Here is a 16,237-nt window from a genome sequence, read left to right on the forward strand (position 1 = left end):
CGTCGTCGGTCAACACAATCGGAACTGCCGCAGGACCACGAGTCGCCATGGCCCACCATAACAAACGAGACCGAATTAACGACTCAGGACACTAGCCCGCGGTCACTTGCTCGGTGCGATCGTGCTTGGCGACGTACCGCTCACGTGTGACGAGGTAGAACGGGAACGCCATCGATACGCCGATATAAGACAAGAGGACGAAGAACCAGCCCCACTTGTATCCGAGGCCAATCCTCTTGGCGTCGAACACGACCCACACCATGAACACCAGCCAGGCGATGGCCATGTCGATGCTGAGGAATGCGGCCGTTCCGCCGGCTTTGATCGCGTCGCCGAAGAACGCAACTGGATTGAGGATGTTCCCGCCGTTGGCCATCCACTGGAATGCGTGCGGCCAGGTCAACAGTAGTGCCGCGACGCCGGCGAGGATGAAGAAGGCGTGTCGAATGTTGGTGGACGTCGATGTTGTCGTATGTGAGTTCATTTGGACGATTCCTTCGTTGCTGGGGTTTCTGGCGGCAAGAATGCTGCGCACATACGAACCATCACTGCCGCCAAGCAGATGCTCACTGTGCTCGCCGCCGCGATACCGGCGTGGAGGTGTGCTCGAGGTGCAAGGCGATGATCGTCGGCCAACCCAAGCCGAAGTTGGCGCCGAAGAACGTGAACGGGAAAATCGCGAACAGCCCTGACAGTTGCCACAGCGCAGTAGCGCGGGCGCGCAGCTGGGACGCCGCCACTGCGAAGCAAATCACTTGGGCTGCTTCGAGGACTCCAATCACCAACGGATACTGGAAGACTCGGAAAACGTGAGGCCCCCAGTATGTGTAGAGACCGCCGTTGATGCCGACGATCTCGAACGCCGCCGATTCCAACAAAACGATGCCGGCCCAGCCGAACAGTTTGGTGCGACTCGCCGTGCCACGGGCGATCTGGTACGCGATGTACATCGCAGGCGCGGCATACAGCACCACGTAGCCGCTGTGCGTCCAGATCGGTTGTGGAATGTTGAATGCGGTGAAATGCGTCCACATGCCGTCGGTGGAGTAGAAGTACAGCATCATGGCCACGTCATAGAGAGGCTCGGCGAATGCTCCTACGCCGGCCGCCACGACGATCAATACATAGAACGGTGTCCGCTCGCGCCTACCGAGCCAGACTCCAAGCACCAGCAGGGCCGCAGTCAGCGCCCAACTGAGGCCGGTCAGGAGCGTTTGCGTCATCAGATTCAGTTGGTGATCTACCGGCGGCATGGTGCTATTGTAATGATCAATCATTAATATGGTAAGACCAAACCCACGAAGGGTCTGTGGATATGAGCGCAACGAAGCGTGACATCTTTGCCCAGGATCTACTGTCGGACAAGCGGATACTGATTACTGGCGGCGGAACGGGGCTCGGCCGTGGCGTGGCCGCCCGGCTGGTCAAACACGGTGCCGAGGTGCATTTGTGGGGCCGACGGGAAGCGGTGCTGGCCGAGGCTGCCGAAGAAGTCTCCGGTGGCCGCCCTGGATCGGCTCATTACCAGACCGTCGATGTGCGGGATTCGGTATCGGTCGAGGCCGCGGTGACGGAGATCTGGGAGCGGCGCGGGCCGCTCACTGGGCTGCTCAATAACGCAGCGGCCAACTTTATCGCGCCTACCGCCACGCTCAGTCAGCGCGCCTTCGAGGCGGTGACGTCCACCGTCATGACCGGGTCTTTCAACACCACACTCGCCCTGGGGAAGCGGTGGATAGCGGAAGGGCTCCCGGGCACTGTGCTGTCCAACCTCACCACGTGGGTGTGGAGCGGGTCGGCGTTCGTGGTCCCCTCGGCTATGGCCAAGGCTGCTGTGCACGCAATGACGATGTCGTTGGCAGTGGAGTGGGGTCGGTATGGGATCCGGCTGAATGCGTTTGCGCCGGGGCCGATTCCGACGGACTACGCGTGGGAGATGCTCAACCCGACCGACAAGAGCTCAGTCGGAGCCACGCAGGTTGATCAGATCCCGCTCGGCCGATCGGGGACCATCGACGAACTTGCGAACCTGACCATCTTCGCATTTTCGGACGCCTGCAACTACTTGACCGGTGAGACCATTGCGATGGACGGTGGCCAACGGCTCGCTGGGCCCAATACCTTCGCCGGCCTGACCGCGATGACCGACGCAGACTGGGCCGAAGCGCGCGAGCGCAGCATGGCCGCCTCCGCTGCTGCCAAGGCGCAGCGGTCCGTGTAACCAGGACCGGTGATCGTCTCATCGTTCAATGGCTGTCCAGGTCCTGATGGCGGCGAATAGCGCTGTTGGGTTTGGCCTTCCAGGACTTGCCTGAGGCAGCCATTGAACTCGCTCGCTCCCGACACAATGACGGGAGCGCCAGCACCAGAGCCTGGAGAACGGCTGCGGCAGCCTCTACTTCGCCGGGTTCAAATCAGATGAACGTCGCGGTTGTCGTCCGCTCTCCGGCGATCAGGAACGACGAGACCAGCTCCGGGTCGGCGTAATAGGGGTCGCCGACCCCTTCTTCGAACCGCCTGCGGCTGTACTCATAGAGAGCGGCGAGCTTGTACATCGCAAAGGCCGCGTACCAATTCACCTTCGACACGTCAGCGCCGGTGTAATCGGCGTAGCGGTCGAGAAGCTCTGCGCGGGTTGGATAACCGGGCTCAAGAACGGCGGTGCCCATGGCCGAAGTCGGAACAAGCTGCTCCTCCGGCACCGGATATGAGGTGAGGAGGTATCCAAGGTCTGCCAGCGGGTCTCCGATCGTGGCAAGCTCCCAGTCGAGGACCGCAGCGATGGAGCCTGTTCCCATGTCGACGATCACGTTTCCGATGCGAAAGTCACTGTGTACGACCGATATTGCGGACTCAGTTGGCAGGTGCGCTTGCAGCCAGTCGTCTAGTTGAGTGAACCTGGGCGGCACCAGACCATCAACAGCTACCAATGACCGCATCCGTCGCAACTGTCGGGCATTGAATCCGGTCGGTTTGCCGAAATTGAGAAGCCCCACCTTGCGCCACGGCGCAGCGTGCAACTGGGCAAGGGTATCGACCAGTGATTCGCCGATGCGCCGACGCAAACGGGTGTCATTGCGGGCGGCTGGTGTTGACTCGGTTATGACGGAGCCCTCGACGAAATCCATGACGACAAACGGGACGTCGAGCAGCTCACCGGCTTGCGCGGTGGCCAACACGGCGGGTGCGGGAACGTCGGTCTTGGACAACGCCACCAACAGCTCCGCCTCCCGGAGCACGTCATGAGCGCCTGGCGGCAGCGGCGGCGGGGGAGGCCGGCGAACGACAACCCGCGACTGTCCGTCCGACACGAGGAACGTCAGGTTGGAATGGCCGTCACCGATCGCTTGGGCGGTCACGGTTGGCCCGCACAAGTTGCGCTCGGCTAGGAATTGCCCCAGCCCTTGGAGTTCGCTCTCAGACCAGGTCCACATCAGGAGACCTGCCCCGAAAGGTAATCCAGGTAGCTGCCCTGCCAATGTGTCTCGAATTGGCCGGCGCCTTCCTCGCCGTCGATTATGGCCCGGCACGCTCCTTCCCTGATCACGGTCTGCAGCCTGTCATGGGTGGGCAGTTCGATCACACCGAACACATCGAGTTCCAGTTGGGTTTTCACACCCGTTATATCGGTAAGGGTCGCGTGCAGTCGCCGCTGGTGCATCTGGTCTCCGTACTCGGCGCAGTGAACGATCTCGCGAATTGGGGAGGTCACTCCGTCGCGCACGACATAGCCAGCAAAACCCCACTCGCCCTTTGCGATCCAGATCCATCCGTTGATGGCGCGGCCCGATTCGGTGTACGCGACGAACCATTTCCAGTGCTGGGGGATACCCCAGTCGCGGACCCCCCAGGAGTGATCCCGATGGCCCATCCGGTCCCACTCGATGCGGCGTCCGGCGACTTCGATCCCACCCCGCACTCGCCCAGTCTGCTCAATGCGATTTGCCGCGAACCACGGCGGCAGCCCGTCCGGATTGCAGTGATAGCTGAATGCGTCATGAATGCCCGTGAACTCGAAATCGATTCGGACGTCGTCTCGGTCGTAGGTCAAGTGACAAGTTTTGCGCAGTTGCGGCTGCGTCAAGGTCAGGCCGTCAAACGAGAATTCGTCGAGGTCGGCGTGGTCCGGTATCCGGCCCTGGTGTAGGTGCAGGGCAAGGGGTTGCGCGTCAGGGCCCCATACACACACGTTGTAGCCCGCTCTTCCAGAGCCGGTCAGATAGAGGTAGACCTGCATGCCGAGTTGTTCCTCGGGCATGATCAGCTCCCAGAACAGGCTGTCGCGCGTTCTCTCCCCGGCCACCGGTCGGTGGCGAAGATCGTCGGCGGGCCCTAGGCCGGACTGCATCGGTTCGGCGGAGGTCACTGCTCGGTATCTTTCAGACTCGCCAGCGCTTCGCGGGTTGCCTGTACCTGCACTGCAAGGGCTTGGCCACGATTCTCCATCTCGAGCGCAGACCGGAATGAGTTGTTCTCCAGGTTGCGGACCAACGCGTTTTTTGTGGACCTGATGCTGTCGTCTGAGTTGCCCGCGATGGTTTCAGCTAGTTCCAGGGCTGCGTCGAGGGCCGTGCCGGTGTCAGTCAGCCGGTCGGCCAGCCCGATCCGATATGCTTCTGTAGCCCGCACCGTGCGTCCGGTGTAGGCCATTTCCGCCGCACGGCCCGAGCCGATCAGCCGGACCAAGTTCCACGACGTACCGAGCTCGCCGATGGACAGGCCGATTCGGACGAAGCCTGCGCTGAAACTCGAGGTCTGGTCGGCGACTCGTACATCGGCGGCCAACGCCAGGGATAGGCCGCCGCCGGCCGCGGGTCCGCCGACTGCGGCGATCACCGGAAACGGCAGTGCGCGCAGCCCGGTGGAACCAGCTGCCGCGGTTTCCACCAGGTCGGTGAACTCCGACACCGACATTCGAGTGAGTGCGCCGACCTCAGCCAAATCGAAGCCGGTGCAGAACGTTTTGCCGCCCGCTCCGGTGACGATCAAGGCGTGCAGCGGCGCGTAGCGCAATACCCCTGTGGCCCAAGCAATTTCGCCGAACATCTCAACTGTTTGCGAGTTTCCGCGGTCGGGGCGGTTCACCGACATCACGACGATGCCGGGATGTACCTCGTCGAATGCCAGCGTGTGTGCGGTACTCAGTTCGTCGAGGACGTCAGGTAAAGGGCGGCGCGAAACTCGGTTCCAGCGTGCGGTCGTCATGCTTACCTGCCCGAGAAGTTCGGTGCGCGTTTGGCTTTGAACGCATCGAGCGCCTCTGCCATATCGTCACAGCGGGTCAGCAACGCCTGCCCCCGGTTTTCGAGCTCCAACGCCGCCGCGAACGAGGCGACCTCCATGTTGGCCTGCAACGCGCGCTTGGACATCCGGATACCGCCGGGGGAGTTGGCGCAGATCTGCTTGGCCATCGCCAGCGCCTCGTCCAATAGGTCGTCGGAACCTGTCACCCGGTTGAGCAGTCCGAGACGCTCCGCCTCCTCGGCGCCGACCATACGGCCCGTAAAGCCGATTTCGGCGGCCGCAGATGGACCGATGATCCGCGGCAGCAACCAGGACGCACCGAGGTCACCGGCGGAAAGCCCGATCCGGACGAAGGCCGCATTGAACTTCGCCGCGGGCGATCCCAGGCGAATGTCGGCCATCAATGTGAGTGACATGCCACCGCCCGCTGCCGGACCGTTCACCGCAGCGATCACCGGGACCGGAACTCCGCGCAGTGCGCTCAGCGCGCGGGCGGCGCACTCCTGAAGGTCCAGCATGCCCAATGCACCCAGCGTGGGCAGTCGAGCGGCTTCATCGAGGTCGTACCCCGCGCAGAAGGCTCTTCCGGCACCGGTCAGTATTACTGCTCGGACGTCGCGGTCGTCCCCGATGGCTCGGGCGACGGATTCAAGTTCGTTGAACATCTGAACCGTCATGGCGTTGAACCGGTCGGAGCGGTTCAACGTCAGCTGGAGCACACCTTCAGCGGGGGCCTCGAGAAGCAAAGTCTCGTATTGTTTTTCGATATCAATCATGAATCAACCTCCGCGTCAGGCGAATTGGGGTGCCCTCTTGTCAATGAATGCTCGGAGGCCTTCGGCCGCCTCGCCGTGCTCGAACAACGCGTTGACCTGGTCCGCCTCGTAGCGCAGTCCTTCGGCCAGCGGTCGGTCGTAGGCAGCGTCGACTGTCTTCACCACCGCCCGTTGGGCCGGCGACGAAGCGGCAGATAGTTCGCGGGCCAGTTCGCGAGCCGCGTCCAGGGCGGTGCCCGCCGGCACGAGCCTGTCGACCAAGCCGATGCGAAGGGCTTCGTCTGCGTCGACCTGTCGGCCCGTGAGCATGATGTCGAGCGCCCGTCCCCGCCCTACCAGCAGCGGCAGCCGTTGAGTTCCGCCGCCGCCGGGAATGAGGCCGATTTTCACCTCGGGCAGACCGAGTCGCGCCGATGCCCCCGCGACCCGCAGTGTGCAGGCCATCGCCAATTCCAGGCCCCCGCCGAGGGCGAGCCCGTCGACGGCAGCCACCGACAGTGCCGAATGTGCAGCGAGCCGCTCGAGGGCAGCGCGGAGGGCATCCCCGTACGCGCCGAACGAAGCAGCGTCGATCGATGACATGTGTTTGATGTCCGCACCCGCGGCGAAGATGCAGGTGAGCGCTGACGAGATCACAATGACCTTGGGGGCCGATTCGTCGGCGGCATCGAGCGCCGCGCTGAGTCCGTCGATGAGCGGCAGGCCGAGCGCGTTGGCCGGGGGCCGGTTGAGCGTGACTTCGAGTATGGGCCCTTCGGTATGCCAACTAACTGGAGAACCGTTGTCAGACAGTGTCATTGATATAGCTCCTCGGTTAGGCCATAGTGAGGCCGCCGCTGACGGACAGCGTCTGGCCGGTGATGTATTCGGCGGCATCCGAGGCGAAAAATGCCACGGCAGCAGCGATGTCCGACGGCTGGGCCAACCGCTTCATCGGTACCGAGCGGGTCATCCCACCGATGACCTTGTCGGCCTCTTGACCCGAGCTGTCAGCGAACTTGCGCAGCGCAGGCGTGTCCGTCGGCCCAGGGCACACTGTGTTGACTGTGACACCCTTGGTGGCCACCTCGCGGGCCAACGTCTTGGTGAAAGCGATGATGCCGCCCTTGGCGCCGGAGTAGACGGCTTCCAGCGAGGAGCCGACCCGGCCCGCGTCGGAGCCGATGTTGATCACGCGCCCGAATCCACGTTCGACCATGCCGGGCACGACGGCGTGCATGACGCGCAGCTGGCCCTTGAAATTGATGTCAAGGATCTTGTCCCAGAAGTCTTCTGACGTCTTGAGGAACGGCATGAAGTCGTCCCAGCCGGCGTTGTTGACGACAACTTCGATCTCGCCGAGCTCGGCTGCGACGGTCTTGACCGCCGCGCGCACCGATTCGGTGTCGGTGACATCGACGCGGACAGCTATGGCCTCACCGCCGGCTTCGGCGATCCGCTTGGCGGTGGCTTCTGCCGCTTCCAGGTTGAGATCGGCAACGGCGACCCGGAAGCCTTGAGCTCCAAGGGTTTCCGAGATGCCCTGGCCGATGCCTTGGGCACCGCCGGTGACGAATGCGACGCGATTGGACATGGATTTCTCTCTCCTTTGAGTAACGGGTGGTCTAGCGGCAGGACGGAGCGTCCGGATTGGCTGTCCAGTTGATTGGACCGGCGACTATAGAGTGGCTGGTCAGTTTGCGGCCGAGTACGTCCTGCGCGGCGCGGGCAGCATCGATCAGCTCGGGCAACGACACACCTGTGGACACGCCCATCTCCTCGAACATGCTGATCAGGTCTTCGGAGGCGATGTTTCCAGTGGATCCCGCTGGCACTGGGCAGCCACCGAGTTCACCGAAGCTCGACTCAAAGCTGGTGCAGCCGGCCTGCAGTGCGGCGTATGCATTTGCAAGCCCCTGCCCGCGTGTGTTGTGGAAGTGTGCGGTGACTTCCACCCCGGGCAGTCGCTCGATTGCGGCCGCGAAGAATTCACCGACATAGGCTGGGTTGCCCATGCCGGTGGTGTCGCCGAATCCGACTTCCGTGGCTCCAGCCGCGGCGAACTGTTCGGCGATGTCCAGCACCCGGTTCATGGGCACCTCGCCCTCGAACGGGCATCCATAGGAGGTGGCGATGACGGCGGCGCAGTCCAGGCCTTCGGTAACGATCCGTTTCGCGATGACCTCGTTGTCGGCCATAGACTCCGCGATAGTCCGATTCACGTTCTTCTTGTTGTGCGTTTCTGAGGCGCTGACGAAAATCGCTACTTCGGAAAAGGTTTCGCGGACTTTGAGGGCGTTGTCGAGCCCCTTGCTATTGGGCACCAGAACCATGAGGCTCACATCGTCGGGAACATCGACACCACGCAATACTTCGACGCCGTCAGACAATTGTGGGATGACGTCGGGGCGCACGAAGCTGGCGACCTCGATCCTTTTCAGTCCGGTGCGAGCCAGTTGATTGATGAGTCGAATCTTGTCGGCTGTGGCGATGGTCTCCGGTTCGTTCTGAAAACCGTCGCGCGGCCCCACTTCACGAATGTCGACGCGGTTTGGCAGGTTCACAGTTGGGTCCTTTCTTGGTCGAGCTGGTCCCGAAATTCGGGCGCGGCGATCGCGACCATCCGTTTGGCCCGTTCCCGGATGCTGCAGCCGCGGAGGTGAGCCACGCCGTATTCGGTGATTACGGTGTCAACATCGGATCGTGACGTGGTCACCACGCCGCCGTCTAGCACAGCCTTGATTGTCGACCTGTTGCCGGACTTGGCGCGAAGGGCGATGATCGATCGTTTTCCGGTAAGTGCGGCGGCCCTGGCGAAGTCAACCTGCCCGCCGACGGCGCCGACATAGACCCCGCGACTGACCTCGGCACCTACCTGTCCGCTCAGGTCGACCTCGACGGCAAAATTGACTGACACGAGTGAACGCAGTTGTGAAAGGACTTGCGGGGCATGGGTATAGCTGGTGGGTAGGAACTGCATCGGCAGGTCGTTGACGCGCTTGTACAACTCTGCCGTTCCCAGCGCGGTACCCACCACCGCGACGCCGGCGTCGATCTCCTTGCGATTGCCGGTGATTACGCCTTGGTCGATCAGCCCGAGAAGACCGTCGGTGATCATCCCGGTGTGGACACCGAGATCTCGGTGGGATCGGAGCGCGCTCAGTGTGGCCGCCCCGAGCGACCCGACTCCCAACTGGATGGTGTCGCCGTCGTCAATGAGTTCAGCAATCCGTGCAGCAATGACGCGCTCGGCCTCGCCAGGCGCCCGGACCGTGTCCTCTGGGAGAGGACGGTCAGTGGCGATGGTGGCGGCGAAGCGATCGAGGGGTATCCGGTCTGTTCCATGGGTGGCCGGCATCTGGGCGTTGATCTCGGCGATGAGTATCGGTGTGTGGGGGATCGCGTCGGCAACGTAATCGACGCCCACACCCAGTGAACACAAGCCGTCGGAGTCAGGCGGCGAAACCTGTACCAGTCCGACGTCGCATGGCAGTCGACGTTCGGCGAACATCCGCGGCAGCGCGGAATAGTGGCAGGGCACCACGTCGAGTCGGCCCGATTTGCTGAGCTCACGAAGCTCACCGAGACCGCCATAAGAGACCATCGACACGTCATCGTGCATGCTGACTGCCAGTTGGTCGTTCCAGCTCAACCCGGTGAAAACCCGTAGCGGTCCGATGCGTTCGGTCTGCTCAATCAACGCATCGACAAGTGGGCGGGGTTCGGCGGCCGCTTGGCCCCACCAGACTCCGGCATCGGCACGCAGGTAATCGGCGAAGGCGATCACGTATGCACTCGCTGGATGAGCGTTCCGGTGCCCAATCCGCCGCCGCAACACATCGTCACCAGACCGAGGTCGGCTTCACGGCGTTCGAGTTCGGGGATCAGGGTCGCGATCAGCCTGGCACCGGTCGCTCCAACAGCGTGCCCCAACGCAATGGCGCCGCCGTTGACATTGACCCGGTCGGTATCCGGGCGGAGTTCGTGCTGCCAGGCGAGGACGACCGAAGAGAACGCCTCGTTGATCTCGAACAGATCGATGTCGTCGATGCTCAGGTTGTTGCGCTGCAACAACTTCTGGGTTGCCGGGATCGGTCCGGTGAGCATGATGATCGGATCAACCCCGACTGTGGTCTGGTCGACTATGCGTGCGCGCGCCCGCAGTCCCAGCTGGCGCACGGCGTCCCCGGAGCACAGCAGCACGGTAGCGGCGCCGTCACTGATCGGTGAGGACGACCCGGCGGTGATGCGGCCACCTTCCTTGCGGAAGGCTGGCTTCAGGTTGGCGAGCGTCTCGACGGTGGTCTCTGGGCGCACGCATTGGTCCGAGACGCGGATTTGTCCGTCCAGCGTCATCGGCACCATCTCGCTATCGAACCGCCCATCGGCGATGGCTTTGGCCGCTTTTCGGTGCGATAGCGCGGCGAAGGTGTCCATGTCGTGGCGGCTGAGTTGCCAGCGGTCGGCGATCAGCTCGGCGCTTTCTCCTTGATGCACAAAGGCGTAGCGCTCGCGCAGCTCGGCCGGCCAGGGATCGCCGTACAGTTCGGAAATCTTGCCCGGCGAATCGATTGGAACGTGGTGCATGTGCTCGACGCCGCCGGCTATGACGACGTCGTGCGTGCCCGAAGCCACCAGGGCCGCGCCCATTTCCACGGCGGTCTGGGCGGAGCCGCAACGCCGGTCCAGAACGGTCGCCGGTACCTCGGCCGGATAGCCCGCCTGCAGCCAGGCGTTGCGGGCGATATTGCGGGACTGTTCCCCGAATGGCGCGGTGCATCCGATCACCAGATCCTCCACGACGGCAGGATCGATCCAGGCGCGGGTGACCAGCTCGGTGTAGCAGGCTGCCAGCATCGCGTTCGGATGCATATCCCGATACCAACCGCGTTCGGGATGCGACTTGCCGACGGGGGTTCGTACGGCCTCAACGATGTAGACCTCTCGGCCTGTAGAGGCGAACGGCCCGGTGATTGTGCGGCTCATCAGATCACCGTCCCGCCGTCGACGGGCAGTACCTGCCCGGTGATGTACGACCCGGCATCCGAGGCGAGGAACACGAAAGTCGGCGCGATCTCATCAGGAAAGGCCCAGCGTCCCAGTGGGATTCGCGCAAGGGTCTTTGCGGCCAACTTTTCGTTGCTACGGATGTTTTCGGTCATCGCAGTGGCGGCCAGCGGCGCGACGGCGTTGACCGTGATGGATTGCCGCGCGAGTTCGCGAGCCAGCGACTTTGTCAGCCCGATGATGCCGGCCTTGGCTGCCCCGTAGTTCGCCTGGCCGATCGTTCCGGTGATCCCAGCCGCAGAAGTGACGTTGATGATGCGTCCCTTGCCGTCGTCCGGCATGCGTCCGAGCGCTGTCTGGCTGCACACGAAACTGCCGATGAGATGGATCTCGACGATGCGACGGAACTTCTCTTCCGACAGGTCGGCGAACATCGCCGGGGCGATGGCGCCCGCATTGTTGATCAGGATGTGCAGTGCCCCACCGCCGAGCTCCGCAGCCGCTGCCGCGGCATCGGCTGCAGCCCCGGAGTCCCGAACGTCGAGGGCGAATGCCTGCGCGGTACCACCCTCTGCCGCAATAGATTTCGCAACGGTTGTCGCCGCTTCGCCGTCGATATCGGTCACCAGAACGGCCGCGCCTGCCGCCGCGAAGGCGTGGGCGATCGCTTCGCCGAGCCCGCTGCCGGCCCCAGTCACCAGCGCTGAGCGGCCGTCGAGTCGGAAAACGTCACGCTGTTGCGTCATCAGTAGCTCCTCGGCAGGCCGAGCACGTGCTCGCCCAGATAGTTGAGAATCATTTCCTGGCTGATCGGGGCTATCCGCGTCAGTCGCGCCTCTCGGAAGTACCGCGCCACGTGGTACTCCTCCGAATAACCCATTCCGCCATGGGTTTGCAGCGCCCGGTCGGCCGCCGTGAACCCTGCATCCGCGCACAGGTACTTGGCCGTATTGGCTTCGCGCGCACACGGTTTTCCGTTGTCGTAGAGCCAGGTTGCCTTGCGCAGCATGAGCTCTCCGGCGTCCAACCGAGCCAGTGAGTCTGCCAACGGGAATTGGATTCCCTGGTTCATTCCAATGGGCCTGCCGAATACCTCGCGCTCTTTGCCGTACTTCACAGCTGTGCGCAAAGCGGCGCGGCCAATGCCGAGAGCCTCGGCGGCGATCAGGCACCGCTCCGGATTCAGTCCGTCGAGGATGTATTTGAACCCCTGGCCCTCTTCGCCGACCCGGTCCTCTACTGGGACCTCAAGGCCGTCGATGAACAGTTCGTTGGAGCTGACCGCGTTACGCCCCATCTTGGGAATCGGACGGATCTCGACCTTGCTGCGATCGAGGTCGGTCAGAAACAGGGTCATCCCGTCTGTCTTGCGTTTGGAGTCTTCGAATTTCGTGGTCCGCGTGAGCAGGAGGACCTTCTCAGACTCCAGCGCCTTGGAGATCCATACCTTGCGCCCGTTAACGATGTAGCGATCACCTTCGCGCTTCGCGAACGTGGTGATCTTGGTGGTGTCCAGGCCGGCGCCCGGCTCGGTGACGCCGAAACAGACGTGCAAATCACCGTTGACGATGCGGGGAAGTGTGCGCGCCTTGAGCTCTTCGGAGCCGTGCACGATTACCGGATGCATGCCGAAGATGGACAGGTGCATCGAGCTTGCGCCGTTCATGCCGGCGCCGCTCGCCGCGACTTCCTCAAGGATGATCGAGGCCTCGGTGATGCCGAACCCATGCCCGCCGTACTTCTCGGGGGTGGTGATGCCAAGCCAGCCGCCGTCGGCAAACGCGTTGTAGAACTCCGTCGGGAACTCGTGGTTCTCGTCTTTGGTCATCCAGTACTGGTCGTCGAACTTGCCGGCCAGCTCCCGCACCGCAGCGCGGATCGTCTGCTGATCCTCGTTCAACTCGAAGTCCACAACATTCTCCACTCGTCGTGCTAGGGGTCGATCCCTGTGCTAATTATAATAATGGACAGACCAAAAAGAAAGGCCGGTTGAGGCGTCGTCTGGGGTGCCCGTTTGGGCTGACGACAGCCTGGTCAGGCTGGCGCGGGCAGCAGCGGAAGGCTGTCGGCGATGCGTTCGTTCCACGCCGCCGGCGTGCCGAAGAGCACCCGGTTGAGGTTGGCTCGCTTGTAGAACAGTTGCAGGTCGTGTTCCCAGGTGTAGCCGACGGCGCCGTGCAGGGTCAGCGCGCTGTCGGCGAGTTCTGTGGCATGACCGGTGACCTGTGCTTTGGCTACTGCGGCATGGATGGCGCGGTCGGGTTGACGGTCTTCGACGGATTGCGCGGCGTAGAAAACGACCGACATCGATGATTCGACGGTCACCAGCATTTGCGCCGCGGCGTGCTTCACCGCCTGGAAGGCGCCGATCGGCACTCCGAACTGTTGGCGTTGGCCGCTGTATTCAACGGTCAGGTCAAGCATGCGTTCGCAGGCGCCGAGCGTATCGGCGGCGACCAGAACGGCTGCCCTGCTGGCCATTTCGCTGATCAACGCGCCGGCGTCGACGTCCAGCCGACGCCCCGCAGCGTCGTCGATGATGACATCGGCCGCGTCGCGTGAGCGATCGAGCAACGGACGCCGAAGCACCTCGACTCCGGCGGCCGCGCGATCGACAAGCCACAATGATGTCGAATCGCCGTCGTGGACCGGGACTAGCAGGCGCTGCGCCTGAGCTGCGCCGAGCACGCATGGGATTCGTCCGCGAAGTCGGTCGCTGGAAGCCTGAACGAGCGTGGCCTGCGGGATGCGATCGGCTCTGACTGCGAGAGCGGTCAATTCACCAGCTGACACCGCCGCGGTAAGGACGTCTGCCTCATTGGCGAGTGCCGGCGCGACAACGGCCGATTGGAGCCACGAGCCCGAAGGAACCGCCGCCCGACCGAGTTCGCGCGCGGTGAGGGCCAGTTCGAGCAGCCCGCCGCCCTGGCCGCCGGCGCTCTCGTCGAAGCCCACGCCGGCCCAACCCTCACTAACGAACATGTGTTCAAAGTCGGTGTGGCTGCCGGAGTCCAACCAACTGCGAACGGTCGCGAGAGCGGCCCGCTCCTGCAGCCATTCTCGCAATGAAGTGGTGTAGAGCTCCTGCTCTTCGGAAAGCTCCCAGTGCATCGGGTCCTCCTAATCACGCCATGATAAGCATCGCGATACCCGCGCCGAACGATTAAATGGTATCTTAGGTCTGACCATAACCCATAAGGTGTGTGCGATGGAAGTAGCCGACGCTGAGACCCCCACGCGGGCCGGAATCACGCTGAGTCCTGTCGAAGTTCCGAAGGCATCCGACGTCCTTGCCGGGGAACTGCGCGAACGCATTCTCACTGGTGAACTCGCGGAGGGAGCGTCGCTCCCGCCCGAGCGTGAGCTTGTCAAACAAACGCAGATGAGTCGGGCCACAGTGCGCGAGGCGCTGCGCATCCTCGAAGTGCAGAACCTGGTTCGGGTCAAGGCCGGCCGGGCGGGTGGCACGTTTGTGCAGCGGCCGACCACAAAGTCGATGGCCAGTTCGGTGACGATGCTCATCCGTGGCAGAAGAATCAAGCTCGTCGATCTGATGGAGACCCGGGAGGCGCTGGAACCGTTCTGCGCCGAATTGGCCGCGCGTAACCGAAATGCCGACGATCTCGCCGAACTCGACCGGGCGAACGATGCGATTGCAGATCCAGATGCTGACTTAGAGCATTTCCTGCAGGCCAACCTGGATTGGCATGTGGGCGTGGCGGTGGCCAGTCACAACGAGTTGTTGACAGGCTTCATGATTGCGCTATCGCAGGCCATCTACGCCGGAACTCAGAACGAGGCCTTCGTGAGCGCCGAGGTCCGTGCCGTGACAACAACGGCGCACCGAGGGATAACCGCGTCGATTCGGAATCGTGATGCGGACGCCGCCAGTCGGCGAATGCGCAGACATGTACACAGCTATGCCGACGCCATGGCCGAGTCTGACGATCGCGGGGCGATCGTTGTTCGTGATTCCGCTGCAGGCCTATAACTCACGTCCGATAAGTCGGCAAAAGGTGTCCCTTTCGGGGGAAGCCCTGGGTTGGCTCGATCAGCCATGATGGAGATGCCGAGGGTGGAGACGTGGCTCTGAAGGGTGGAGTATTTGGTGGATAAGACGACAACGAGGCGTCAACACCGCGTCGTCGTGCTCGGCGGGGGATCGTGGGGCACGACCGTGGCATCGATTTGCGCGAGGGGTGGGCCGACGCTGCAGTGGGTGCGATCCGAGGAAACAGCTGAGGACATCACCAAGAACCATCGCAATTCTCGGTACCTAGGCTGGGACGTCGAACTACCGGTATCACTGTGTGCAACAACCGATTTAGAAGAGGCTGTAGATCAGGCCGACGTTGCCGTAATGGCGGTGCCGTCGCAAGGCTTTCGCAAAGTACTGACGGAGTTGGCGGGTCAGCTCCGGCCGTGGGTGCCGGTGGTGTCACTGGTCAAAGGCCTGGAACAGGGCACCAACCAGCGGATGACCCAGATTGTCGACGAACTGCTGCCCGGACATCCCGCCGGTGTGTTGGCCGGTCCGAACATCGCCCGTGAGGTGGCCGACGGCTATGCGGCCGCGGCGGTGCTTGCCATGCCCGATCAGCATCTGGCCGCGAACCTTGCCGGGTTGTTCCGCACCGACCGGTTCCGGACTTACACAACCGACGATGTCGTCGGAGTCGAAATGGCGGGTGCGTTGAAGAACGTTTATGCCATCGGCGTCGGCATAGGCTCGGCACTCAACATGGGCGAAAACACCCGCGCCATGGTCATTGCCCGGGCGGTACGGGAGATGTCCAAGTTGGGCGAAGCAGCCGGCGGCCACCGAGACACCTTCGCGGGACTGGCCGGGATGGGCGATCTCATCGTCACCTGCACCAGCCCGCGTAGCCGCAATCGGCAAGTCGGCGAGCAGCTCGGAGCAGGCAAACGGCTCGACGAGATCATCGCGTCGATGAATCAAGTCGCCGAGGGAGTCACGGCAGCCGGCGTGATCATGAAGTTCGCGAATCAGTACGGCATTTCCATGCCGATCGCGCGCGAGGTCGACGCCGTCATAAATCACGGGGGTCTCCCCGAAGATGCTTACCGAGGCCTAGCGGCCGAGAAGCCTGGCCACGAGATTCACGGGGCCGGCTTCTAGTGTCCTGAGTCGTTAATTCGGTCTCGTTTGTTATGGTGGGCCATGGCGACTCGTGGTCCTGCGGCAGTTCCGATTGTGTTGACCGACGACG

The 16,237-nt window shown here is 63.0% G+C and carries 17 protein-coding genes; 3 read left to right on the forward strand and 14 right to left on the reverse strand.

Features of this window, described 5'->3' with window-relative positions; all coding sequences use genetic code 11:
• Nucleotides 1-91: 91 nt before the first annotated feature.
• Nucleotides 92-484: a DUF2834 domain-containing protein gene (locus M2432_RS27430; RefSeq protein ID WP_280830008.1), complete on the reverse strand. Its 393-nt coding sequence runs from the start codon at nt 482-484 to the stop codon at nt 92-94.
• Between the two features lie 82 nt (nt 485-566).
• Entirely contained in the window at nt 567-1,253 is a 687-nt protein-coding gene (locus M2432_RS27435; protein WP_280830009.1) for a hypothetical protein, read from the reverse strand.
• A gap of 62 nt (nt 1,254-1,315) precedes the next feature.
• On the opposite strand from M2432_RS27435, the gene M2432_RS27440 reads away from it, so the two are divergent.
• On the forward strand, nt 1,316-2,221 hold the full coding sequence (locus M2432_RS27440; protein ID WP_280830010.1) for an SDR family oxidoreductase: 906 nt from the start codon (nt 1,316-1,318) through the stop codon (nt 2,219-2,221).
• 193 nt (nt 2,222-2,414) lie between these two features.
• On the opposite strand, the gene M2432_RS27445 is transcribed toward M2432_RS27440, so the two are convergent.
• From M2432_RS27445 to M2432_RS27500, 12 genes are all read right to left on the reverse strand, one after another.
• Entirely contained in the window at nt 2,415-3,434 is a 1,020-nt protein-coding gene (locus tag M2432_RS27445; RefSeq protein WP_280830011.1) for a phosphotransferase family protein, read from the reverse strand.
• A complete protein-coding gene (locus tag M2432_RS27450) occupies nt 3,434-4,366 on the reverse strand; it encodes a hypothetical protein (RefSeq protein ID WP_280830012.1) in 933 nt (310 codons plus the stop codon). The genes M2432_RS27445 and M2432_RS27450 overlap by 1 nt, the downstream gene beginning before the upstream one ends.
• Nucleotides 4,363-5,205 carry an enoyl-CoA hydratase-related protein gene (locus tag M2432_RS27455; protein ID WP_280830013.1) on the reverse strand — a complete coding sequence of 281 codons (843 nt, stop codon included), beginning with the start codon at nt 5,203-5,205 and terminating at the stop codon, nt 4,363-4,365. Before M2432_RS27455 ends, M2432_RS27450 begins: the two co-directional genes overlap by 4 nt.
• A 2-nt stretch (nt 5,206-5,207) precedes the next feature.
• Entirely contained in the window at nt 5,208-6,020 is an 813-nt protein-coding gene (locus M2432_RS27460; RefSeq protein ID WP_280830014.1) for an enoyl-CoA hydratase-related protein, read from the reverse strand.
• Between the two features lie 15 nt (nt 6,021-6,035).
• On the reverse strand, nt 6,036-6,812 hold the full coding sequence (locus M2432_RS27465) for an enoyl-CoA hydratase-related protein (RefSeq protein WP_280830024.1): 777 nt from the start codon (nt 6,810-6,812) through the stop codon (nt 6,036-6,038).
• Between the two features lie 22 nt (nt 6,813-6,834).
• The gene (locus M2432_RS27470) at nt 6,835-7,593 is read right to left on the reverse strand and encodes a glucose 1-dehydrogenase (RefSeq protein ID WP_280830015.1); all 759 of its coding nucleotides are present in this window, start codon (nt 7,591-7,593) and stop codon (nt 6,835-6,837) included.
• A gap of 31 nt (nt 7,594-7,624) precedes the next feature.
• Nucleotides 7,625-8,563 carry a hydroxymethylglutaryl-CoA lyase gene (locus tag M2432_RS27475; RefSeq protein ID WP_280830016.1) on the reverse strand — a complete coding sequence of 313 codons (939 nt, stop codon included), beginning with the start codon at nt 8,561-8,563 and terminating at the stop codon, nt 7,625-7,627.
• Entirely contained in the window at nt 8,560-9,786 is a 1,227-nt protein-coding gene (locus M2432_RS27480; protein ID WP_280830017.1) for an acetyl-CoA hydrolase/transferase C-terminal domain-containing protein, read from the reverse strand. Before M2432_RS27480 ends, M2432_RS27475 begins: the two co-directional genes overlap by 4 nt.
• On the reverse strand, nt 9,783-10,985 hold the full coding sequence (locus M2432_RS27485; protein WP_280830018.1) for a thiolase family protein: 1,203 nt from the start codon (nt 10,983-10,985) through the stop codon (nt 9,783-9,785). The genes M2432_RS27480 and M2432_RS27485 overlap by 4 nt, the downstream gene beginning before the upstream one ends.
• The gene (locus M2432_RS27490) at nt 10,985-11,752 is read right to left on the reverse strand and encodes an SDR family NAD(P)-dependent oxidoreductase (RefSeq protein ID WP_280830019.1); all 768 of its coding nucleotides are present in this window, start codon (nt 11,750-11,752) and stop codon (nt 10,985-10,987) included. Before M2432_RS27490 ends, M2432_RS27485 begins: the two co-directional genes overlap by 1 nt.
• On the reverse strand, nt 11,752-12,918 hold the full coding sequence (locus M2432_RS27495; RefSeq protein WP_280830020.1) for an acyl-CoA dehydrogenase family protein: 1,167 nt from the start codon (nt 12,916-12,918) through the stop codon (nt 11,752-11,754). Before M2432_RS27495 ends, M2432_RS27490 begins: the two co-directional genes overlap by 1 nt.
• Before the next feature lie 122 nt (nt 12,919-13,040).
• Complete coding sequence (locus M2432_RS27500) at nt 13,041-14,117, reverse strand: acyl-CoA dehydrogenase (RefSeq protein ID WP_280830021.1); 1,077 nt, start codon at nt 14,115-14,117, stop codon at nt 13,041-13,043.
• Between the two features lie 97 nt (nt 14,118-14,214).
• Here M2432_RS27500 and M2432_RS27505 point away from each other — a divergent pair, with 97 nt between their 5' ends.
• Nucleotides 14,215-14,997: an FCD domain-containing protein gene (locus M2432_RS27505; protein WP_280830022.1), complete on the forward strand. Its 783-nt coding sequence runs from the start codon at nt 14,215-14,217 to the stop codon at nt 14,995-14,997.
• Between the two features lie 117 nt (nt 14,998-15,114).
• Nucleotides 15,115-16,146 carry an NAD(P)H-dependent glycerol-3-phosphate dehydrogenase gene (locus M2432_RS27510; protein ID WP_280830023.1) on the forward strand — a complete coding sequence of 344 codons (1,032 nt, stop codon included), beginning with the start codon at nt 15,115-15,117 and terminating at the stop codon, nt 16,144-16,146.
• Nucleotides 16,147-16,237: the final 91 nt, after the last annotated feature.

The organism is Mycobacterium sp. OTB74 (assembly GCF_029892685.1).
Classification (GTDB): domain Bacteria; phylum Actinomycetota; class Actinomycetes; order Mycobacteriales; family Mycobacteriaceae; genus Mycobacterium.